This is a genomic window from Falsiroseomonas ponticola (assembly GCF_016805305.1).
Lineage (GTDB): Bacteria > Pseudomonadota > Alphaproteobacteria > Acetobacterales > Acetobacteraceae > Falsiroseomonas > Falsiroseomonas ponticola.
Genome location: NZ_JAERQN010000001.1, coordinates 1,480,616 through 1,502,283 on the forward strand (window position 1 = coordinate 1,480,616; position 21,668 = coordinate 1,502,283).

The 21,668-nt window shown below is 72.2% G+C and carries 21 protein-coding genes; 7 read left to right on the forward strand and 14 right to left on the reverse strand.

Annotation, left to right across the window (positions count from 1 at the left end; genetic code table 11):
- Positions 1–44: 44 nt before the first annotated feature.
- From JJI54_RS07115 to JJI54_RS07145, 7 genes are all read right to left on the reverse strand, one after another.
- The gene (locus JJI54_RS07115; protein ID WP_203072155.1) at positions 45–224 is read right to left on the reverse strand and encodes a hypothetical protein; all 180 of its coding nucleotides are present in this window, start codon (positions 222–224) and stop codon (positions 45–47) included.
- Positions 225–242: 18 nt separating this feature from the next.
- A complete protein-coding gene (locus JJI54_RS07120) occupies positions 243–743 on the reverse strand; it encodes a hypothetical protein (protein WP_203072157.1) in 501 nt (166 codons plus the stop codon).
- A gap of 652 nt (positions 744–1,395) precedes the next feature.
- Complete coding sequence (locus tag JJI54_RS07125) at positions 1,396–1,575, reverse strand: hypothetical protein (protein WP_203072158.1); 180 nt, start codon at positions 1,573–1,575, stop codon at positions 1,396–1,398.
- Between the two features lie 18 nt (positions 1,576–1,593).
- Positions 1,594–3,651: a hypothetical protein gene (locus tag JJI54_RS07130; protein WP_203072159.1), complete on the reverse strand. Its 2,058-nt coding sequence runs from the start codon at positions 3,649–3,651 to the stop codon at positions 1,594–1,596.
- Positions 3,651–5,249, reverse strand: coding sequence for a hypothetical protein (locus JJI54_RS07135; protein WP_203072161.1), 1,599 nt, complete (start codon positions 5,247–5,249; stop codon positions 3,651–3,653). Before JJI54_RS07135 ends, JJI54_RS07130 begins: the two co-directional genes overlap by 1 nt.
- 12 nt (positions 5,250–5,261) lie before the next feature.
- On the reverse strand, positions 5,262–5,909 hold the full coding sequence (locus JJI54_RS31905) for a ParB/Srx family N-terminal domain-containing protein (protein ID WP_226381405.1): 648 nt from the start codon (positions 5,907–5,909) through the stop codon (positions 5,262–5,264).
- Between the two features lie 892 nt (positions 5,910–6,801).
- On the reverse strand, positions 6,802–7,788 hold the full coding sequence (locus tag JJI54_RS07145) for a hypothetical protein (RefSeq protein ID WP_203072162.1): 987 nt from the start codon (positions 7,786–7,788) through the stop codon (positions 6,802–6,804).
- A 158-nt stretch (positions 7,789–7,946) separates the two neighbouring features.
- Between JJI54_RS07145 and JJI54_RS07150 the strand changes: the two genes are divergently transcribed.
- Complete coding sequence (locus tag JJI54_RS07150) at positions 7,947–8,489, forward strand: recombinase family protein (protein WP_456305577.1); 543 nt, start codon at positions 7,947–7,949, stop codon at positions 8,487–8,489.
- A gap of 41 nt (positions 8,490–8,530) precedes the next feature.
- Positions 8,531–9,163, forward strand: coding sequence for a YnfA family protein (locus tag JJI54_RS31910; protein WP_226381547.1), 633 nt, complete (start codon positions 8,531–8,533; stop codon positions 9,161–9,163).
- A 216-nt stretch (positions 9,164–9,379) separates the two neighbouring features.
- Here the strand turns inward: JJI54_RS31910 and JJI54_RS07160 are convergent, their stop codons facing one another.
- Positions 9,380–9,667 carry a PepSY domain-containing protein gene (locus JJI54_RS07160; RefSeq protein ID WP_203072164.1) on the reverse strand — a complete coding sequence of 96 codons (288 nt, stop codon included), beginning with the start codon at positions 9,665–9,667 and terminating at the stop codon, positions 9,380–9,382.
- Positions 9,668–9,800: 133 nt separating this feature from the next.
- Here JJI54_RS07160 and JJI54_RS07165 point away from each other — a divergent pair, with 133 nt between their 5' ends.
- The 5 genes from JJI54_RS07165 to JJI54_RS07185 are packed head-to-tail and all read left to right on the forward strand — an operon-like array spanning position 9,801 to position 13,792.
- Positions 9,801–10,112, forward strand: coding sequence for a PepSY domain-containing protein (locus JJI54_RS07165; RefSeq protein WP_203072165.1), 312 nt, complete (start codon positions 9,801–9,803; stop codon positions 10,110–10,112).
- Positions 10,112–10,783 (forward strand): response regulator transcription factor, encoded by a 672-nt coding sequence (locus tag JJI54_RS07170; RefSeq protein ID WP_203072166.1) that lies wholly within the window; start codon positions 10,112–10,114, stop codon positions 10,781–10,783. Before JJI54_RS07165 ends, JJI54_RS07170 begins: the two co-directional genes overlap by 1 nt.
- Positions 10,780–12,255, forward strand: coding sequence for a sensor histidine kinase (locus tag JJI54_RS32940; RefSeq protein WP_203072168.1), 1,476 nt, complete (start codon positions 10,780–10,782; stop codon positions 12,253–12,255). The genes JJI54_RS07170 and JJI54_RS32940 overlap by 4 nt, the downstream gene beginning before the upstream one ends.
- Positions 12,252–12,824 (forward strand): cytochrome b, encoded by a 573-nt coding sequence (locus JJI54_RS07180; RefSeq protein WP_203072169.1) that lies wholly within the window; start codon positions 12,252–12,254, stop codon positions 12,822–12,824. Before JJI54_RS32940 ends, JJI54_RS07180 begins: the two co-directional genes overlap by 4 nt.
- Positions 12,821–13,792, forward strand: a complete 972-nt coding sequence (locus tag JJI54_RS07185) for a hypothetical protein (protein WP_203072171.1) — start codon at positions 12,821–12,823, stop codon at positions 13,790–13,792. Before JJI54_RS07180 ends, JJI54_RS07185 begins: the two co-directional genes overlap by 4 nt.
- Here JJI54_RS07185 and JJI54_RS07190 read toward each other — a convergent pair.
- The 6 genes from JJI54_RS07190 to JJI54_RS07215 form a co-directional block, all read right to left on the reverse strand.
- A complete protein-coding gene (locus JJI54_RS07190; protein ID WP_203072172.1) occupies positions 13,789–15,447 on the reverse strand; it encodes a Na/Pi cotransporter family protein in 1,659 nt (552 codons plus the stop codon). The genes JJI54_RS07185 and JJI54_RS07190 overlap by 4 nt on opposite strands.
- Before the next feature lie 708 nt (positions 15,448–16,155).
- Entirely contained in the window at positions 16,156–16,335 is a 180-nt protein-coding gene (locus JJI54_RS07195; protein ID WP_203072155.1) for a hypothetical protein, read from the reverse strand.
- 18 nt (positions 16,336–16,353) lie between these two features.
- Complete coding sequence (locus tag JJI54_RS07200) at positions 16,354–18,411, reverse strand: hypothetical protein (protein WP_203072173.1); 2,058 nt, start codon at positions 18,409–18,411, stop codon at positions 16,354–16,356.
- Positions 18,411–19,970, reverse strand: coding sequence for a hypothetical protein (locus tag JJI54_RS07205; RefSeq protein ID WP_203072175.1), 1,560 nt, complete (start codon positions 19,968–19,970; stop codon positions 18,411–18,413). Before JJI54_RS07205 ends, JJI54_RS07200 begins: the two co-directional genes overlap by 1 nt.
- 113 nt (positions 19,971–20,083) lie before the next feature.
- Positions 20,084–20,545 carry a hypothetical protein gene (locus tag JJI54_RS07210; protein ID WP_203072176.1) on the reverse strand — a complete coding sequence of 154 codons (462 nt, stop codon included), beginning with the start codon at positions 20,543–20,545 and terminating at the stop codon, positions 20,084–20,086.
- A 3-nt stretch (positions 20,546–20,548) separates the two neighbouring features.
- Positions 20,549–21,664 carry a phage tail protein gene (locus JJI54_RS07215; RefSeq protein ID WP_226381406.1) on the reverse strand — a complete coding sequence of 372 codons (1,116 nt, stop codon included), beginning with the start codon at positions 21,662–21,664 and terminating at the stop codon, positions 20,549–20,551.
- Positions 21,665–21,668 lie beyond the last annotated feature (4 nt).

A 21,668-nucleotide genomic window follows, 5' to 3' on the forward strand; every position in this document is an offset into this window, starting at 1 on the left:
GGAGCGACCCGCCGCTCGCAAGGGGCACAGGAACTCGTCCGTCGTCACCCACCTAGCATCCGGCGGAGTACAGCAATGACGCTGCCCTCGCCGACGAGCAGCAGGAGCACGATGGCCGCGAGCACGACCTCGATGCGCCCGAGCCGCTCGTTGGCCTGCTTCCACCGCTCGGCGCAGACAGCCTCGTGCACGGCGAGCTTTGTCGCCACGTCGTCCTCGCTCATCGTCTCGCCCCCTGTTCCCTACAGCCGCTCGACGATCCGGAAGGCGCGGTTCAGCAGCTGGAAGCTGCCACGCGCGGCGGCGGCCTCCTCGCCCGGCTGGTTCACCGCGCCCCAGATCGCGCGCCGGTTCGTCTCAGCCCGCGGGTCACCAGTCTCCGGGATCCAGAGCGCGTCGCGCGCCGCGCCCAGGCGTCGCACCAAATCGCGGTGCGCGTCCGTCGCCTCGGCGCGCGACAGCGCCGGCAGTGTGAAGGCTGCGAAACGCGGGTTGGCCAGCGCGGGCACGACGAACTCGGCGCCGGTGAGCGGGTTGCGATCGCGCTGGTCGAGCACGACGCGGCCCACGCGCACGCCGTAGGCGATGCCGCGTGTGAGCCGCCAGAGCGGCCACGCAGCGAGGATGCCGATGTCGATAGCGGGCAGGGAGGCGTCGGCGACGCAGACCATCAGGTAGCGCGCCGTCGCCGCGCTGCTCCGCAGCAGGACGACGTTGCCATTGGCCTCGTCGTACGAATTCATCTGCAACGCATGGGCGCTGGATCCGCAACGCTTCACGGCAAATCCGCACTGCCAAATGCCGGGCGTAGCATCTAAGGAGCTCCGTCCGTCTGGCGGCCGCGTCGCCCTGCGGCCGGATGTCGGCCACGTGTCCATCGACGGACACGTGGCTCTCTCGCAAAGCCTGCCGCCCTACACGTCGGGGGTGGTGGTAGGAACTCGACTAGTTACTCTCTTTGCGTGGGCATCTTCCTTGGATTCGGGCAAATTATTTGCAGCCTGCTCAACTGATCCGGCCACCTCTTTGCGAGTATAATTATCCGGAATTTCTACATTGGGACTCATGTTTGGTGGATTCTTTCTCTTGTTCGATCCTGACATTTCGACCCCTCGGTTGGATGAGCTGACGCTTCTAACGCCAGCGCGAATAGATTTTCACGGCAGATTGCCTACAGCAAGCGGCTGTTACAAAAGTCGTCGGAAGTCGGCAGCGGCGCCTCCGGCGTGATGGCATTATCGCCTCAGGCGGCGAGGTCATTCATGCTTTTGGTAGGCGGCTGACCGAGGGTCTGCCAGCCATTTGATGGCGGATCCGCACGGATCTCGGGAACCCAAAGGTCATCGCGCGTAGCAAGAGGGAGATGCCTGTTTGATAATAAGCTGAAGCGGTTTGTCATCCGCCCAGCATCCTTCGCAGCACCGCGATGACGCTGCCCTCGCCGACCAGCAGCAGCAGGACGATCGCGGCGAGCACGACCTCGATGCGTCCGAGCCGGTCGTTGGCCTGCTTCCAGCGCTCGGCGCAGACCGCCTCGTGCACGGCGAGCTTCGTCGCCACGTCGTCCTCGCTCATCGTCTGGTCCCCTGGTCCCTACAGCCGTTCGACGATCCGGAAAGCCCGGTTCAGCAGCGGGAAGCTGCCTCGCGCGGCGGCGGCCTCTTCACCGGGCTGGTTCACCGCGCCCCAGATCGAGCGCCGATTGAGCTCCGCCCGCGCATCGCCGGTCTCCGGGATCCAGAGCGCGTCGCGCGCGGCGCCGAGCCGCCGCACGAGGTCCCGGTGCGCGTCCGTCGCTTCGGTGCGCGACAGCGCCGGCAGCGCGAAGGCTGCGAAGCGCGGGTTCGCCAGCGCGGGCACGACGAACTCGGCGCCGGTGAGCGGGTTGCGGTCGCGCTGGTCGAGCACGACGCGGCCCTCGCGCACGCCGTAGGCCATCCCCCGCCCGAGCCGCCAGAGCGGCCCCGCGGCGAGGATGCCGATATCGAGCGCCGGCAGCGACGCGTCGGCGACGTCGACCAGCAGGTAGCGCGCGGTCGCGGCGCCGCTCCGCAGCACGACGACGTTGCCGTTGGCCTCATCCCCGGTGCTCGCCGGCACCGCGCCGGTGTCGTGGGCGATGCCGGCCGCGTCGATCGAGGAGCCTGTGCCGGACAGGGCCACGGCCTGCCCGTTGGTGAGCCGCGCGGCGTAGATGCGGATGGCCCGGTAGAAGACCTGCCGCTCTCCTGCGGTGATGTTGAGCCGGTTCAGCGGCGGCATGGCGACGGCGGCGGAGGACCCGAGGAGCGTGCCGTTCTCGGCCGCGGCGGCGTCGTTCGTGGCGGCGGCGATCGTCCCGCGCGTGACGACGCCGTTGGAGCGCGTCACCGCCGCCTGGAACTGGACTGCGTTGGAGCGGACGACGCGGTGGGTCAGGCTGACGCTGGTCGCGCTGGCGCCGGTGACGCGCACCTGGACGGAGTCGACGTTGCTGCCGTTGTCGAGGCTGACATGCCCGACGAAGCCCGTGGCCACCGTGGCGGCGGTCTGCTGCTCGACGTGCAGCGTAGCGGCACCCGAGACCACCACGGTGAGCGAGCCGCCGTCGACAGCCCGCGTCGCCGCCGCCGGTGTCCCCGCGGCGGGCAGGATGGGCATGGTCGGGAAGGCGCCGAGCTCGACCTGCGGCAGCGCGAGGCGGACGGTGACGTCGTGGGTGCCGGCGTTGAAGTTGAAGGCCGCGAAGGGCCGGATCCGCGCGACGGTGGCGCCGCCCGACAGCGTCATCACCTGCACGGCTCGCTGCGCAGCCAGCCGCCCGGTACCCGGGACGGTCTGGTTCTCGAAGCCCTGGCGGACGACGGTCGCGGTGCTGGTCAGCTCGGCGATCCAGGCCTGATGCGTGGCGATGCCGCCGGCCGCGACGGCTTCCAGCTTGGCGAAGTAGGAATGGGCGAAGGTGTTCCCGTTGGCGCCGGCGATCGCCGAGGAGTCCTCGAACCAGACGTAGCCGCTGCCGGTGCCGGAGGGCACGGTCCCGGTGAAGCGCACGGCGACGTAAGGCATGCCGTTCTCGGTGCCGGTGCCCGCGATCTGCGCGGCGATCCCGTTGGCGCCACCGATGGCCCAGTTCGTCGGTGCCGTGCCGGGGCTGCCGATTACCGCTCCCTCGGCCCGCGGGTTCCGCACCCCGTTGGTGCGCGCCGGCTCGACCAGCAGGCCAAGGCGGGCGAGCGTCGCCGGGTCGTGCGCGATGCGCCATTCCGAGCCGGCGGCGATGGAGAGGTCGCCGACCGCGTTGAAGACCGTCGCTTCGCCGGTGCCGGCGCCGCCCCGCGTGCCGGACCAGCCGGTCATGGCGGAGGGCGTGGCGGCGAGGAAGTCGAGGCCGACGAGCGGCGTCGCCTCGACGAGCGCCTCCAGCGTCCCGAGCCGCCAGCGCGCGGTGGCGGTAGCGCTGAGGTTGGTGGAGACCAGCGCCACCGCCTCGACCGGCGTCGCGGTGCCGAAATCGACCAGGATGGACGCCGCCCCGCCCGTGAAGCGCCCGCGCAGCCGCGGCTGCGGGTCGCGGAGGTTGGCCGCGGGCATGCTGGCGGCGGTCGGCGTCAGCGCGGTGAGCGCGACGGCGTCGCGGACGCGCTCGTCGTGGAGGAAGGCGCCGGGCATCAGTCGGATCCTGCGAGGATGATCTCGACGCGCCGCCCGGCCAGCGCCTCACGCCAGCCCACGACGACGCCGGAGAGGCCGGCGTCGAGGCCGTACGCCGGGTATGCGATGCGCCCGATCTGGCCGATCTCGATCTGGCCGAGGTAGCGGTCGGTGGTGACGGCCACGAGCCGCGGCCCGCGCTCGATCCAGTCCCGCCAGCGCGCCGCACGCGCCGCCGCGGCGACCTCGGTCGCGTAAAGGCCGGGCAGCGCCAGGCTGCGCTGCTGGGCGACGCGGCTGGTGACCAGCGTGCTCTCGGCCCGGGCGACGGACTGCGCCGCCTCGAGCCGTTGGCGGTCGGCGGCCGGCACGCTGCCGGCCATGTTAGAGAGCGGCGACCAGTTGCGCCCCCAGGCGACCTCGACGACGCGCGGCGGCGGCTGGAAGGCGGCCGGCAGGGCGACGGGGCGGCATTCGAGGATCCACGCAGCGGGGATGTCGAACTGCGGCACCGGGTCGCGCGCCAGCGGATCCGAGAGGCGGAGCCGGCCGGTGCGGTCGCCGGCGAGGATGGCCCCGCAGCCCGCTAGCACGGTCAGCACCGTGGTCGTATTGGTCGTGACCCGGGCCATCTGGCCGGCGCCGGTGCCGCCCGTCAGCAGCACGTATCGGCCGCGCCATTGGTTGACCGTCCAGCCGGAGGCAGTGACCGAACCTCCCGCGCCGGCCGTCGCGGTGCCGCTGGTCTCGATGACGCCGAGCGGTCGGATGCGGGAGGCCAGGATGGGCCGGCGCGTCGTGACGGCGACGCGGGCGGGATTGGCGTGCGGGAAAGTGAAGCCGCGCTGCTCGTCGAAGCCGCCCTCCACCACCACCGAGACGCCCCAGTGCCAGAAGGACTGCAGCCCCGTGCCGCTGGCACGGCGGATCTCGTAGCGGCAGGGCAGATTGCCCGTGCGGCACCAGGGCAGGATCTGGCCCGCGACGTTGGCGCTGTCGAAGGCGTGGCACCAGACCAGCTTGCCCGACAGGATGAAGCCGAGCCGTGCGCGGCCGGCGCCGTACCAGGCATAGTCGATCACCGCCATCTGGATGCGGGTCGGGTCGATCACCCGCCCGGACCGCCCGGTGCCGCCGAGCCCGTCCAGCGTCCAGTCGCGCTGGGCGACGCGGGTGTCGACCACGCCGTTGCCGGTGTTGGTCCGCCGCACCGCCCAGAGCCCAGCGCTGTCCTGCTCGAAGAAGACCCCGTTGTCGCTGTCGAACATGCCGACGCGGCGGGTGATGCCGGCGGCCGGAGCGCCGAACAGCACCGCGGCGGAGGCGTAGAGGCCCTTGCTGGGCTGGTAGCGGAAGTAGGGCTTGGACTGGCGGATCGCGACGTCGCCGGAGGCGGTGACGTCCATGCGCACGCCGCCCTCGATCGGCCGGTGGCCGATGGCGGCGCTGCCGCTGGTGAAGTTCTCCCAGCGCAGCGTTTGCAGGCCATACTCGAAGTCGACGTCGTAGACGTTCTGGCCGCGGCCGATCTTGAGGCGGCCGGAGGGGTCGAGCAGCTCGGCCGGGAAGCCGACCGGGACGGCACCCCAGTCCTGGTCATAGGGCAGCATGGACATCGGGAACTCCGGTCAGCGCAGCCAGCCGCCGCGCGGGGCGAGCCAGGAGCGTGGGCGCGTGGTGTCAGCCGGCGCGGCGCCGGACGAAGCGGTAGTCGGCACCGCAACGGGCGGTGCTGTGGTCAGCGGTGCGTCGGCCGCCTCGTCGCGCAGACGTGCCCAGAAGTGCTCGCCGTAGCGGTCCGCGCCGAGCAGCCAGAGCGCCGCGCGCGCCAGCACCGCGCAGTCCAGCGCCTCGTTGCGTTCGCGCAGCTTGGCCCATTCCTGCCGCGCGAAGCCGAGCGCGCCGAGGTCGATGTCCTGCGCCGCCTGCACCGCGGCCAGCGCATCGCGCAGCAGCACCTGGTCCCAGGTCGCATTCTCCGCGATGCGGTTGTCGGCGAGGCGCAGCGCCTCCTTCTGCGCCGCGGACAGGTGCCGCAGCGCGATCACCGGCACTTTGGCAATGCCGAGCGCGGACGCCGCCTCGAGCCGGCCATGGCCGGCGATGAGCACGCCTTCCTCGTCCACCAGCAGCGGGGTGGTGAACCCGAAGGCCAGCATGCTGGCCTTGATCTGCTCGATTTGCGCAGCGCCGTGCACGCGCGCATTGCCGGCGTGCGCGCGCAGCTCCGCCACCGGGCGCAGCAGGATCTTCGCCGCCATCCAGGGGAGCGTCATGATGCCATCCGGTTTGCAGGTGGTTTGCAGGGCCACGGCGCGGCGTCGGTTTGCGGCTAATGATCTGAAGGCGTGCAGAAAGGCCGCAAACCGCAACCCTGATTTATGACCTGGCGCTAGCGATGTTGCGCGCTTCCGCCCCCCCGCATACGCCGGGCCCAGGAAGGACCCTGCGGCTCGCGAGCCACAGTGACTGATCATCTGGCGAGTGGCGCGGGAGCCGCGGTGCTCGACGCACCTTCTCGACTTGTCACCACCATAGCCAACTCGATTTACGCGCCGCCATAGCGCGAATTGTAACGGTCATTCCGACGTTTCGCGCTGCACTGGCTTGTCTCACTGCTTGCGCCGAGGCGTCAGCAGGGCGGCTATCAAACGCGCACTACTTGGGGCGGAAGTAGCCAGGCATGTCTGGTTGTTCCTCAAACTGGACGCTTGGATCCAGCCGATGCCAGAGATGGACGCCGTCGGGGAACAGATTGCCAGACGGCGTGATCGTAGCGCCCATTGGGCCGAGTAGATCGCGGGCTAGCGCATAGATGTGGGAGGCGATCCGACTACGGCGGGTACACACCACCAGACCGCTTGCGAACCACAGATCTGCATGCGGCGCTGGACAGGGCGTGAAGCTGCAAACCGATCCATCATCTGCAGTCACCGTGAGCCACTGCCCGTTATGGTCCCGTCCGAAGTCGAAGTTCAGCGTGCGCGGCTGTCCATTCTTGTCGACAAAGTCTGCCCGGCAATTGATCCGATCTATCGTCAGGCTCAGGCTTGCAATACCCGGTAAGGCGGAAGGAAGTGGGTGGGCCGGTGCCGACATATTGATCCTCGTAGCTGACCGCTTCTTCAATCACGATACGGGAAGTTGAGGGTATCGGTTCAATGTATCTCACGCCGCTTGCCGGCGTGGTGCCAGGTGGAAGTGCATCGCGAGGATGCCGAGCGCTGCGACTAGGATGTCCAACTGCACCTCGATGATCTCGACGCGCTGGATTCCGGGGTCGAAGGCGTGATCGACACCGAAGCCGAGGCCCGTCCGCTCGATGCGTTCCAGGGTGTAAAGGTCCTGGCAATCCTCGCCGGCGAAGAAGCCGGGCCGCTGCAGGATGTGGCGCGCGAAGAACTCCGCCAGATCCGCGCGCAACGCCTTGCGCAGCCCGGCGATGCCGAGCCGGCCGGTGCTCACCTGGTAGGAGAGGACCGCGTACTCGAGCCGCCGGAAACGGATCACCTCCTCGCCCCCGCGCCCCACCACCGGCAGGACCGAGACGGGTGCCCCATGGGTAACCACAGCGCGCAGCGTATCGCCATCCTCGTACCAGCCGACGCGGCAATGGGCACCGCGATGATCGCGCTTGAACATATCGCCGGCCGCGGCCTCGAAGGCGTCCTTGGCCAGACCGGCCAGGACGGGCTCGACGCTCTCATCGCGGCCGACGTACTCCGCGAAGGACGACCGCGCCTGAAGCGCCGCGAGGTCCGACGCAGCGTCGAACACCTTCGGGTACCGGAGGTACGCGAGCAGCGCAAAGTGCTTCGGGTCGAGCGGGACCGCGTCATCCGTGCTGTCGTCGGCGGGGGCGGAAATGGTGACCTTCAGGCGCGCGGCGCGTTCCTGCAGCAGCACCATGCCAGCCTCGGTGCCGAGCTCCGCGATGTGGTGGAGATCCGCCACCAGCCCGCTCGGCAGCGCGTCCTCGGGCCCCTCGAACAGCTTCGTCAGCGCGGCTCGCGCCTCCGGCTCCGGCAGGTCAAAGATGGTCGAATCGGACGGGTCGGCGCCATGCGCCTCGCGCTCGAACAACTCGCGGAAGAGCTCCAGGCTCACGGTGCGCAGGAACTTGGGATTGACGAACTTCCTCAAGTCGGAGGCCATGGGCGGGGTCTCGCTCGACAGGCGAAGGTTGGGGGGATGGGAACGCGTTCCGCGTTTGTTCTAGACAAGTGTCCCGCCCGGAGTCGAATCCTATTTCGCGGCGGCGATACGGTTCGGCGAGCCTCGGCATGAGGACTCGCGCTGCCGCCGGCGCGGCGATGCCGGCCACCACGAAGAAGCTCCGCTGCGCGGTCTACACGCGGAAATCCACCGACGAGGGCTTGGACAAGGAGTTCAACACGCTCGACGCCCAGCGCGAGGCCTGCGAGGCCTTCGTGGCCAGCCAGCGCGCCGAGGGCTGGGTGCTGGTCCGCGACCGGTATGACGACGGCGGCTTTTCAGGGGGCACGCTGGAGCGTCCTGCGCTGAAGCGACTGCTGGCCGACATCGAGGCCGGCCTGGTCGATGTCATCGTCGTCTACAAGATTGATCGCCTCTCCCGCTCGTTGATGGACTTTGCCAAGCTGGTGGAGGCCTTCGAGGCGCACCGGGTGACTTTCGTTTCGGTGACGCAGCCTTCGGCCGCGAGGTCGGCGTCAAGCCCTGCCGTGCCCGTGCCTCTGAGGCCTTTTCACGGTGTTTCCGCTCATGGCCATCCACACTGGAAGCACAGCACAGGATCGGAAAAATCGAGAGGCTTGGGCCTGAGATGCGCCGGATTCAGACGTCCGAGACGTTCGCCCCAGCGAAGCAGTTGCTGAATGTTGAAGCCCCACGCCGCCGCAAACATTATATAAAACAGATGGTTGCGGCTTGTAGACTGGATCGGACAAGTCCCGAGGGTCGGAGAGAAAGGCCCGGAGAGAGAGTTGCGCCGCGGCTCGCGACCCGACTCGAAGTCCCGAGGTGCGGGCTGAAAGCCTGGCGGAAGGCCGCGGCTTTGCGGGTCGTCGCCAGCACGGAGAACGAGATCTGGAAAACCGAATGGAGCACCGATAGGAACCGGGGAACAAAATTCTCTGGGCGGCAGCCGACGGCGGGAGGGGTTCAACGGGACGCTGAGCGATGGACACCCGGTGACGGCGCGCTACGTCGTCGAGTAGCCCGCGGACCTGAAGACCTACCTCGCCTTCGCCTATGCCGCCCTGGTCAAGAGCGCCGGCTCCTTCGCCTGCTGTGGCTCCGGTCCGACAGGTCCGTCCTCTGGCTGCTGCCGGACTTGGGCCCGCCTGCCCTCGTCGCCCGGCTGCTCACGCTGGCGGAGAGCGAGGCGGCCGGGCGGGTCTATGCGGCCTATAGCGGCGTTTACGTCGTCACTGCCCTGCTCTGGCTGTGGCTCGTCAACGGGCGGCGGGCCGACAGATGGGACGTCGCGGGGACCGCAGTCTGCCTGACAGGAAGCATGACGATCCTACTGGCGCCTCGGCAGACGTGAGGTCGCGCGTCGGCCTCGACGCCACGGCGCGGCGGAGCCGGGAGCAGGCCGCTCGTCGCGGGCGACGTCATCGGCCTACGGCACTCCCCTCCGCTACGGCGCTTTGCTGCGAGCATTGCGAGGGCCGGTGCCGCTCCGAGGATCATGAGGAAGAGCGCCAGCAGGGCGAGCGCCGGGTCGTGGTGGAGGGTCACTGACGTGGATCCTTCGGGGCCGTCACCAGCCCGCATGCCGGCCAGTGCGCTCGTCCTGCCGCAACACCTGCCCCGTGGCCGCATCCACCTGCAGCTTCATGCGCCGGCCGCTCCGGTCCGTGGCCTTCACCTCGATGACGCCCCGCTCGCGCTCCATCTCGTGGATCTGGAAGCCCTGGCTCTCCAGTCGCGCGGCGACGTCTGAGAAGTTCAGGCCGCGGTCGGGCTGAGCCCGAGCGGGCTGGGCCATGGCGCTGCCGCCGGTCGCGACGGCTGAAGCGAGGGCGGCGGTGAGCAAGGTCTTCCGCATCGGTTGAACTCCGTTGGCTAGCGCCGCGCCGCGTCGTGCAGCCGGCATGGACCGCTTGTAGGCGCCACCCCCTGACGCCTGGCCGCACCGCGTCGTCAGCGACGCGTCAGCAGCCGAGGTATAGTGGTGCACCATGCCGCTTCGCCGCGCCCTGCTCTGTCTTGCCTTCATCGCCGCACCGGCCTGCGCCGCGCGCGCCGAAGACCGGCGCCGGCGTGAGCAGCAGGAGCGCGCCCGCCGCGCGCTCGCCGAGGGACGCATCCGCCCGCTCGCCGAGATCCTCGTTCTGCTGCAGCCGCGGCTCGGCGGCGAGGTGATCGGGGTAGAGTTGGACGAGGAGGACGGGATATTCGTCTACGAGATCAAGGTGCTGACGCCGCGCGGGCGGCGCCTGGAATACGAAGTGGACGCCGCGACGGGCCGCGTCCTGAAGGTGGACGACTGATGCGCCTGCTGCTGGCGGAGGACGACCCACGGATCGCGGCGCACGTGCGCCGCGCGCTCGAGGCGGCGGGCTACCTGGTGGACCTGGCCGCGGACGGCGAGGAGGCCCTGTTCCGCGGCGAGACGGAGGCGTACGCGCTCGTCGTGCTGGACCTCGGCCTGCCCCGCATGGACGGGCTCGCGGTGCTCAAGCGCTGGCGGGCGGAGGGGCGGCACATGCCGGTGCTCGTGCTGACCGCCCGCGGCGCCTGGTCCGAGCGCGTGGAGGGGATCGACGCGGGCGCAGACGACTACCTGCCGAAGCCCTTTCGCGTCGAGGAACTGCTGGCCCGGGTCCGCGCCCTGGTCCGCCGCTCGGCCGGGATCGGCTCCCCTGTCATCGAGGCCGGGCGCCTCGCGCTCGACACCAGGCTGAAGGAGGTCCGGCTGGACGGCGTGCCGGTCGCGCTGTCTGCGCTTGAATGGCGCTTCCTCAGCGTGCTCGCCCACCGGCGCGGCGAGGTCGTGCCCGTGGGCGAGATCGTCGAGCAGCTCTACGGCGACGACGACGCGCGCGACGCCAACGCGGTGGAGGCGCTGGTCGCGCGGCTTCGCCGCAAGCTCGGGGCCGACGCGGTCGAGACGCGCCGGGGGCTTGGCTACGCGCTACCCGCCGCACCTTCGCCGGCGTGACGCGGGCGCGCTCCCTTCGCCTACGGCTGCTTCTGGCCGGGCTCGTCTCCATCGGCGTCGTCCTCGCCGGCGCGACGGCGGGGCTGTCGCTGCTCTTCGAGCGCCACGCCGAGCGCCAGCTTACGCGCGAGCTCACGGCTGTTGTGGAGGGGCTGGCGGCGCAGCTGGACCGCGACCGGGCGGGTGGTGCCTGGGTGCTCGGCGCGCCGCCGGGCGACCCACGCTACGACCGCCCGCTTTCGGGCTTCTACTGGCAGGTCTCGCCGAGCGCGGGCGGCGCGCCGGTCCTGCAATCCCGTTCGCTGTGGGACGCGACCCTCGCCCTCCCGCCGCCCGCGGACGGCGCGCTGACGCGGATTCCGGGCCCGGGCGGTGCGCCGCTGCTGGCGATCCGCCGGGACATCACCATGCCGACGCGCCTCGGCGGCGAGCGGCTCGTCGTCCTCGCCGCCCGAGACGCCGCGGAGGTGGAAGAGGCCGGCGCGGGCTTCCGGAGGGATCTGCTGCCCTTCCTCGCGTTCATCGCCGCCCTGCTGCTCGCTGCCTCGATGCTCCAGCTCTCCGTGGGCCTGGCGCCGCTCGGCGCCGTGCGCCAACGCTTGGCGGCGATCCGCTCGGGGCGCGAGGCGCGGCTCGGCGAGGCGGGTCTGCCGGCGGAGATCCAGCCCCTCGCCCGCGAACTGGACGGCCTGCTCGCGCAGCGCGAGCGTGACGTGGCCGCGGCGCGCACCCGTGCCGGCGACCTCGCTCACGGTCTCAAAACGCCCATCCAGGTCCTGATCGCCGAGGCCGAGCGCCTGGAGGAGGCGGGCCAGTGCGAGGCGGCTGCGGCGGTGGGCGACGCGACCGAGGCGATGCGCCGCCATGTCGAACGCGAGCTGGCCCGCGCCCGCCGGGCCGGGCGCGCCCGGGGCGAGCGCGCGGAGCCGTGGCGTGTGGCGAAGCGCCTCATCGCCGTGCTGTCTCGCACCGCCGAGGGCGCGCGGCTCCGCTGGGAGGTCGGCGGCCCGCCGGAGGCCGCCGCGGCAATCCACGAGGACGACCTGGCGGAGGCGCTCGGCGCGCTGATGGAGAACGCGGCCCGGTTCGCCGCGGCCGCAGTGCGGGTGGAGGTGCAGGAGGAAGACGGCTCGATTGCGGTCGCCGTGATGGACGACGGTCCCGGGCTCGCGACCTCCGACCACGCCGAGGCGCTGCGCCGGGGCGGGCGGCTGGACGAGGCCGGTGCGGGCTCGGGCCTCGGCCTGCCGATCGCGCGCGAGATCGCCGAGGGGGTGGGTGGATCGCTGCGCCTCGGGCCCACGCATCCAGGTGCGATGACCGTCGCGCTGGTCCTGCCCGTTGCCGGCGGGGGCGCTGGCCTGCCGAGAGCTGGCGCGGCCCGCGCTGACGGGACGCTGACGCCGGGCACGGGACTCGCGTCAGCGACAGTCCGGCAGGATCGGCGGGCACAACCAGGCTCCCCGCCATGACGACCGACCACGACCGCCACGATCTGCCGACGCTCTGGCTGCACTGGCTGACAGCCGCGGCGGTGCTCGCCGCCTGGGGACTCGGCAGTGCGATGGACTGGGCGCCGCGCGGCCCGGTGCGCGAGACGCTTCGGGAGGCGCATGTCGCCTGCGGACTTCTTGTGCTGGCGGCGGCCGCGGCGCGGCTCGTGTGGCGGCCACTTGCGCGCGCGCCGGTGCGGCTTCCTTCTCCTCGTTGGGTGCGGTGGGCGGAGAAGACGGTGAAGACGATGCTCTACGTGCTGCCACCCGCCGTCGCGCTGCTCGGCATTGCCATGCTCTGGGCAAAAGGCCGGGACGTGGCGCCCTTTGGCCTCGTCCTGCTCCCTACGCCCTGGCTGCGCGACCGTGCGCTGGGACATGCGCTGGAGGATCTGCATGCCATGGCCGCGGACGGACTGTTGCTGGTGGTCGGCCTCCACGCCGCGGCCTCTCTGCTGCACGGCTTGGTTCTGCGCGACGGTGTACTCGCCGGAATGCTGCCGGCTCGCCGCCGTCGGCCCGCCGCGTCGCCCGGGCCAGGGGCATGAGGCCGCTGTGGCACGGGGCAGCCCTGGCCGGCGCGGCGCTGCTCGCGGGCTGTGCCATGGATCCCGCCGCGGCGCCGCCGCGGGCGGTGTCCGACCGGCTTTGCGCCAGCCGCGCGGGTGACCCGCCGGCAGTGCCCCGTGCGCCGGTCGCCGCCGGCGACCGAGATCAGCTCGCAGCCGTTGGCTACTCCCCCGTTGCGCTGCGCGCGGCGGACGCTGTGGGCGCAGTGCCCTTGATGCTGAGGCTGGACGCGCCGGCGGGCACGGCCGGTGCCCCAGCTGCCCGGCTCGCCGCGCGGCAGGAACTCGTCGAGCGAATCCTGCAGGGGATGCTCGATGCCGCAGGCACCATCGCTGAGATCGACTGCGAGGGCGAGCGTGGCGACCAGCTCCGCACGCGCCTGCAGGCGGTGCAGGACCGGCGTGCGCGGCAGCTTGGCGTCGCGGGCCTGCTGCTCGGCGCGGGCACGGCCGCGCTGACGGGTGGGCTCTCGCTCGCGGGCGCTGCGGCCGCAGGCAGCGTGGCTGGCATCGCAGGGGGCGCGGCGGAGGCGTCGGCGGCTGGTGCGCTCCTGTTCGGCACGCCGCCCACGGGCCACCTTTCCACGCCTCGAAACCTGCTGCGGGAGGTCTGGGAACGTCCGGTGGAGCCGCGATTGATCCCTGCTTCCGTCTGGCGTTACCTCTCCTATCCCGACCGCGGCAGCGCGAGCCAGCTCGACCTGCTGCTCGCCGAATGGCGCACGCCCGAGATGCTCGGACCGCCTGGCTCGGAGCTGGAGCGGCGGAACGCCTCCGTCCTCTTCGGGGAGGCGGGGGAGTACACGCCCGGGCTGCTGGAGGTGCGCGACAAGATGCTCGACCTGCTCGAGGCCAGCATCGCGCTGATGCACCAGGACCTCCGGACCCTGCTGAGCGAGGTCCGCGGCCGGGTTGCGCGGGGTTCGGCCGGCGCGTCGCGGTACTAGGAGCCGTCTACGTCCTCGGCGGCGTCGGCAAGGCGGCTCGGCAGCAACTCGCCCCGCCGCTCTAGCAGCGGGTGCGCGACCGCGGCGAGGTGCCCGCCCACGCGCCGCAAGTCCCTCACCGCGTCGAGCAGTAGGCGCTCGGGCGCGCCGCCCGCGTCGGCGAGCCGCGCCATGGCGCCCCGTTCCGCCGCTCGCAGCGCCTCTTTACCGCGCACCAGGCGCCGCGCCGCGCCCGCGTCGGCGTGCAGGAAGACCGCGACCGCGAGCCGGAGCTGGTCGGCGAGCGCGGCGTGCAGCGCGTCGAGCTCGTCCAGCGCCGCGGGGGCGAGGGCGAGGCCGCGCCGCTGGCGCTTGGCTGCGTGGCGCACCAAGTCGCGCGAGACCACGTCGGCGGCGTGCTCCAGCGCGACGGCGAAGGCCCGCACTTCGTCGAGGCGTGCAGCCTCCTCGTCGCCCAGGCTCTCCCGGCGGACGCGCGCAAGGTAGCCGTGCAGCGCGCCGTGCAGCCGGTCCACCGCGTCGTCCATCCGCGCGACCGCCTTGGCGCCATCACGGTCGGCGCCGTCGCGGAACGCGGCGGCCGAACCCCGGACCATCGCCTCCAGCCCGTCGGCCATTCGCAGCGCCTCCCGCGCCGCGTTCGCCAGCGCAACGGTCGGCGTGCCCAGCGCCACCTCGTCCAGGTAGCGCGGCGCCCCCTCATCGGCCTCCAGCTCCCGTTCAGGCAGCAGCCGGGTGAGCAGTCGCGCAGTGCCGGACAGCAGTGGGAGGGCCAGCGCCGCGGCGGCGAGGTTGAAGGCGAGGTGGGCGTTGGCAACGAGCCGCGCAGGCGTTGGGTCGAGCGCAGCCAGCCAAGCCGCCGCGTGGGGTAGCACCGCGAGCCCGAGCATGCAGCCCGCCGCCCGGTTCAGCAGGTTGCCGGCGGGCAGCCGCAGCCGTGCGCGGTCCCGTCCGTCGCCGCCCGCCTCCAGCAGCGGGTTCAGGGCGCTGCCCAGGTTGGCGCCGAGCACCATGGCGAGGGAGGCATCGGGCCCGACCGCCCCGGTCCCGGCGAGTGATGCGACGAAGAGCACCCCCGCGATGGAGGAGTGCGCCGCCCAGGCAACGGCAGCGGCGAGCGCAAGATTGGCGAGCGGCTGGTCTGCGACAAGCCCCAGTGCCCGCCGCAGGCCGGGTGACGCCTCGACCGGCGCCATCGTCTCGGCCATCAGGTGGAGCGCGAGGAGCATCAGCCCGAGCCCGATCGTGGCGCGGCCAAGGTCGCGCGTGCGGGTCCGCTCCGCCCGGCGGAAGGCGACGACACCAGCAAGGATCAACAGCGGGAAGACGGCGGAGACATCGAAGGCGAGCGCCTGCACGACCAGGGCCGTGCCGACGTTGGCGCCCAACATGGCGGCGAGCGCCGGGGCAAGGGCGACCGCGCCGGCGGCGGCGAAGGAGCCGAGCATCAGGGCCGTCGCGGTGCTACTCTGGAGCGCAGTGGTAACGCCGAGGCCGGCCAGGAAGGCGCGGCCGCGGCCCTCCAGCGCCACCCCGAGCCAGACCCGCAGGCGGCTGCCGAAGGCGCGCTCGATCCCGCTGCGGACCATGTGCAGGCCCCAAAGCAGCAGGGCCGCCTCGCCCGCCAGCTCAATCAGGATTCTCAGCTCTGCCATTGCGCCGAAGTATGCCGACGTCCCGCGACCAATGTCCAAATGTGCCGTCTGCCCGGCCCCGCGTTGGCTTTGCCACCGTGGGGCGCCTTGGCCGCACCGCCCGAGAGGCTACGAACCTCTGCTCGACATAAGCTGCTGGGCGGAATGGCAGAGAGCATGGGTGATGCTCTCGCAAAGGGCTGGCAAGATCTTCGCAGCGTCGACAGCCAGTCTGGACACGGCATATCCCTGTTCGCGCGAGAGGGCGCGTCGTACGGCGGGGGACGTGTCGGCGAAGGTCTGCGGCGGCTTTTGGCGCCGGGCGGCTCTGCAAACCTGCCCCGGCGGCGGTCGTTGAGGTGCGTCGTTAGCAGGTTGGCGGCCGAAAAGAGCCCGAGCAGGCATGGCGTGGTGAGGGTGAAGGCCGTCTGAGGCCGGTGCCGCTGGGTCTCGATGCCCACGGTGCGCGAAGTCTCCGACCGTGCGACGGCAGCAATCCGCCGCACCGGTCGCCCTGCGGAAGCCGACTATCGGCGCTCAATGAGGGTAAAGGCCAGCGTACTCCCAATCCGCGAGTCGGAACCAAGGAGGGTCGCGGCCTCGTTCCTTTCTCCGGCCGCGCACCATTTGGACATGTCCGGCTTTCTCTCCCTCACGGATTCGCTGAGGGCGGCGGTATCTCGCAGATCTGCAGAGGCCGCGGCAGACATGACGTAGCCGACCACGCCATCAGCCGCCCAGCATCCTCCGCAGCACCGCGATGACGCTGCCTTCGCCCACAAGCAGCAGGAGCACGATGGCTGCGAGCACGACCTCAATGCGCCCGAGCCGCTCATTGGCCTGCTTCCACCGCTCGGCGCAGACCGCCTCGTGCACGGCGAGCTTCGTCGCCACGTCGTCCTCGCTCATCGTGTAGTCCCCCATTCCCTACAGCCGCTCGACGATCCGGAAGGCGCGATTCAGCAAAGGGAAGCTCCCGCGCGCCGCGGCAGCCTCTTCGCCTGGCTGGTTCACCGCGCCCCAGATCGCCCGCCGGTTCGTCTCAGCCCGCACGTCACCGGTTTCCGGGATCCAGAGCGCGTCGCGCGCCGCTCCCAGGCGTCGCACCAAATCGCGGTGCGCGTCCGCCGCCTCGGCGCGCGACAGGGCCGGCAGCGTGAAGGCGGCAAAGCGCGGGTTGGCCAGCGCGGGCACCACGAACTCGGCGCCGGTGAGCGGGTTGCGGTCGCGCTGGTCGAGCACCACGCGGCCCTCGCGCACGCCGTAGGCCATGCCGCGCCCGAGCCGCCAGAGCGGCCCGGCGGCGAGGATGCCGATGTCGATGGCCGGCAGCGACGCGTCGGCGACGTCGACCAGCAGGTAGCGCGCCGTCGCCGCGCCGCTGCGCAGCAGGACGACGTTGCCGTTGGCCTCGTCGCCCGTGCTCGCGGGCACCGTCCCGGTGTCGTGCGCGATGCCGGTGGCGTCGATCGAGGAGCCGGTGCCGGACAGCGCCACGGCCTGGCCGTTGGTGAGGCGCGCGGCATAGACTCGGATCGCCCGGTAGAAGACCTGCCGCTCCCCAGCGGTGATGTTGAGCCGGTTCATCGGCGGCATGACGACGGAGGCGGAGGCGCCGAGCTGCGTGCCGTTCTCGGCCGCGACCGCGTCGTTCGTCGCGGCCGCGATCGCCCCTCGCGTGACGACGCCGTTGGAGCGTGTGACGGCCGCCTGGAACTGGACCGTATTGGAGCGGACGACACGGTGCGTCAGGCTGACGCTGGTCGCGCTGGCGCCGGTGACGCGGACCTGGACGGAGTCGACGTTGCTGCCGTTGTCGAGGCTGACATGCCCGACGAAGCCCGTGGCCACCGTCGCGGCGGTCTGCTGCTCGACGTGCAGCGTCGCCGCGCCGGAGACTGCCACGGTGAGCGAGCCGCCATCCACGGCGCGCGTCGCCGCCGCCGGCGTCCCCGCGGCGGGCAGGATGGGCATGGTGGCGAAGGCGCCGAGCTCGACCTGCGGCAGGGCCAGGCGGACGGTGACGTCGTGTGTGCCGGCGTTGAAGTTGAAGGCCGCGAAGGGCCGGATGCGCGCGACGGTGGCGCCTCCGGACAGCGTCATCACCTGTACCGCGCGCTGCGCCGCGAGCCGCCCCGTGCCCGGGACCGTCTGGTTCTCGAAGCCCTGCCGGACCACGGTCGCGGTGCTGGTGAGCTCGGCAATCCAGGCCTGGTGCGTGGCGATGCCACCGGCCACTACGGCCTCGAGCTTGGCGAAGTAGGAGTGGGCGAAGGTGTTGCCGTTGGCGCCTGCGATCGCCGACGAATCCTCGAACCAGACGTAGCCGCTGCCGGTGCCGGACGGCACGGTCCCGGTGAAGCGCACCGCCATGTAAGGCAGGCCGTTCTCGGTGCCGGTCCCGGCGATCTGCGCCGCGATGCCGTTGGCACCCCCGATGGCCCAATTCGTCGGGGCCGTGCCGGGGCTGCCGATCACCCCTCCCTCGGCCCGCGGGTTCCGCACGGCGTTGGTGCGCGCCGGCTCGACCAGCAGGCCGAGGCGGGCGAGCGTCGCCGGGTCGTGCGCGATGCGCCATTCCGAGCCGGCGGCGACGGCCAGATCCCCGGCCGCGTTGAAGACAGTCGCCTCGCCGGTGCCGGTGCCGCCCCGCGTGCCGGACCAGCCGGTCATGGCGGAGGGCGTGGCGGCGAGGAAGTCGAGCCCGACGAGCGGCGTCGCCTCGACGAGCGCCTCCAGCGTCCCGAGCCGCCAGCGTGCCGTGGCGGTAGCGCTGAGGTTGGTCGAGACGAGCGCCACCGCCTCGACCGGCGTCGCGGTGCCGAAGTCGACCAGGATGGACGCCGCCCCGCCGGTGAAGCGCGCGCGCAGCCGCGGCTGCGGATCGCGCAGATTGGCCGCGGGCATGCCGGCCGCGGTCGGCGTCAGCGCGGTGAGCGCGACAGCGTCGCGGACGCGCTCGTCGTGGAGGAAGGCGCCGGGCATCAATCCGATCCTGCGAGGATGATCTCGACGCGCCGCCCGGCCAGCGCCTCGCGCCAGCCGACGACGACGCCGGAGAGGCCGGCGTCGAGGCCATAGGCCGGGTAGGCGATGCGCCCGATCTGGCCGATCTCGATCTGGCCGAGGTAGCGGTCGGTGGTGACGGCGACGATCCGCGGCCCGCGCTCGACCCAGTCGCGCCAGCGCCCCGCGCGGGCAGCCGCGGCGGCCTCGGTGGCGTAGAGCCCGGGCAGCGCCAGGCTGCGCTGCTGGGCGACGCGGCTGGTGACCAGCGTGCTCTCGGCCCGGGCGACGGACTGCGCGGCCTCGAGGCGCTGGCGATCGGCCGCGGGGACGCTGCCCGCCATGTTGGAGAGCGGCGACCAGTTTCGGCCCCAGGCGACCTCGACGACGCGCGGCGGCGGCTGGAAGGCGGCCGGCAGTGCGACGGGGCGGCATTCAAGGATCCAGGCCGCGGGGATGTCGAATTGCGGCACCGGGTCGCGCGCCAGGGGGTCGGAGAGGCGGAGCCGGCCCGTGCGGTCGCCGGCGAGGATGGCTCCGCAGCCCGCGAGCACTGTCTCCGCCGCAGCCAGCGCGGTGGTGGGCGTCGCGGCCTGGTAGAAGCCGATCGGGCCGGGGAGGTCGGCGTCGGCCAGCGTCCAGGCGTCGGCGTCGAACTCCGCCGCGCCGAAGCCCGGGCCGAGGGTCTGCAGCAGGCGGCGCAGCACCCCGGCGGTTGTCTCGACATAGCCCTCGCCGGCGTCGCCGCGGACATCGCAAGTCACGGCGCCGTCCGGGCTGGCGCCGACCTGGAAGCAGCCCTGGGCCGGCCAGTCGCGGGCCTGCCCGACGGTCGGCGTGCCGGCGACTAGGGTCTGGGCGACGCCGCGGATGCGCACGGCATCGTGGGCTTGGATCGCGCGCCAGGAGGACTGCCAGGTCGGCAGCGCGCCGGCGCCGAGGTCGACGTTGCCGAGGAAGACGGGTGCCGCGTTGAAGATCCTGCCCAGCGCGACGGGCTTGGGCTTGCCCTTGAGGTCGGCGCCGCCCTCGAGGCCGCCCGTCCCCTGGTACAGGATCGGCTGCAGCGGCGTGTTCAGCCGGTCGGTGGCATCGGCGAGGGCGATGCGGGCGCGCTGTCCCTCGGTGCGGTCCACGGCGGCGACGGTTCCTGCGAAGACCAGTCGGGCCTGGGCCAGCGGCGTGCCGACATCGGAGGCGCGCGGGCTGCGCACCTCGGCGAGGCGGACCGCGACGGCGCGGCCGGTGGCGGTGCCGTAGCGGGCAAGGTCGGCGGCGAAGCCGTCGCCGTCCCAGATCTCGATCGCGGCCGCGGCGAGTGCAGCCCGGCCACCGAGGCCGAGGGCGTCCACCGCGGTCTGGCCGACCTCGACGTCGCCGAGCAGGCGCGGCGTCCAGGGCGTGCTGGCGGGCGTGTCGGCCGGCGCGCTGGCGTAGCCGGCCGAGGCGATGCGCAGCGTGCGGAGATTGCTCGGGCTGACGAAGGCGGCCGGCAGCGTCGCCGGGGCGAGCGCGGCGGCGGGCGCGAAGGCTTCCATCGGGGATCAGCCTCCTGGTGTCAGCCGCCTTGGCCGCGGACTTCGATCTCGACGAGCACGACGACAGCGGCGGGCTGACCGCCGGGGGTGAGGATGGGGCGCGTCGGCATGCGTCAGGCCGCCAGGATCGCGTCGGGGTCGAGGCCGAGCGCGGCGAGGAAGCCGCGCACCTGGACGTCGTCCTGGGCGATGGTGCTCGCCGCCTCCCACCGTTCGCGCAGCAGCAGCTCGGCGTCGGAGAGCTCGGCGTCCGGCCGGCCGATCTTGAGCGCGGCGCGGGCGTCGCGGAGCTTGCCGGCGATGCCCACGCGCTCGACCACGACGAGCTTCGGGATCAGCGGCGGCGCCGCGGGCGACGGGTCGGGCGGCGTGGGCGGCGCCGGCGGATCGACGATGGTCACCTCGTCCATGCCGCCGGCGCGGGCGATGGCCTCGACCAGCGGCGCCTCGACCGGCGCGGGCAGCCCGACCGAGGTGCGGTGCGCCTCCAACGCCACGGCGAAGTCGGCGACGCGCTGCTCCAGCGTGCCGGCGAAGCCGTCATAGACGGCGCGCGCGATCTCGATGCCCGGCATGGCTCAGACTCCCGCGAAGAGGGCGTAGTTGCAGATCAGGGCGGGCGGCATGTTGGCGGAGCCGCCCGCGCCGGCGTTCTGGATGCTGATGCCGGTGCCGGCGGGGCCGTGATTGTGGTCGCCGTTGCCCTGCACGAAGCTGCCGTCGCCGTAGTATTCCCAGGCCGGCCTGCCGTACTTGAAGACGAATTTCTCCATGAAGTTCGCCGGGTTGGCGACGGGGTTGGCCGGCACCCAGCGGTACGGGCCGTAGATGATGTTGCCGTCGCCGTCGCTGCCGTAAGTGTTGTCCCAGACCGTCTCCTGGCCGATCAGCAGCCCGTGGCCGTGCCAGCCCGCGTTGCCGTGCCAATGCGAGGGATCGTTCACGCCGTGCGCGTGCGCCGGCATGCGCTCGTCGCCGCCGCCCGCGCCGAGCGTCGTGCCAGCGATGCCGCTGTTCCCCGCCGTGACGCGGTTCGCCGCGGTGCCGCCGAGGTTGTCGCGCCCGAAGATCGCCCTCCCGCGCAGGTCTGGCGTGCCGAAGGTGGTGCTGCCGTCGCCGGCGCCGAAGCTCGTGCCGATCGCCGCGAAGAGCGCGGCGTAGGCGCTGCGCGAGAGGTTCTGGCCGTTCGGCCAGACGCAGAGCGGCGGCAGCGAGGCGCCGGCGATCGGGATCAGCTCGCCGACGATGCGGCCGAAGTTTTGGGGCGCGGCGAGCAGCGCGGTCCAGCCCGGGCCGGTGTTGAAGAGCTCGGCCGAGAAGCCCGGGTTCAGCGTGACGGTGGCGCCGCCGTTCACCGTCTCCGTGCCGGCGGGATCCACCACCAGGTCGGCGGTGCCGCTGTTGCGCACCAGCACGCCCATCCCCGGCGGGACGACGGCGATGGTTGGCAGCGCGAGGGTCGCCGGCGCCGCCCCGGTGAAGACCACGAGGTTGCCGAGGTCGGCGAGGCTGAGCGTGGCGCCCGCGGCGAGCGGGAGCACCTCGCGCGCGTTCGGCTCCAGCACGGCGAAGACGTCCTTGGTGCCGGCCGGCAGCGCGACCGGGTTCCCGGCGTTGCTGCTGGCCAGCACCGTCGCCCGGGTGAGCGCGCCCGGCCTGCACCGCGCCGTAGCGCTCGGCGCAGCGCTCGACATGCAG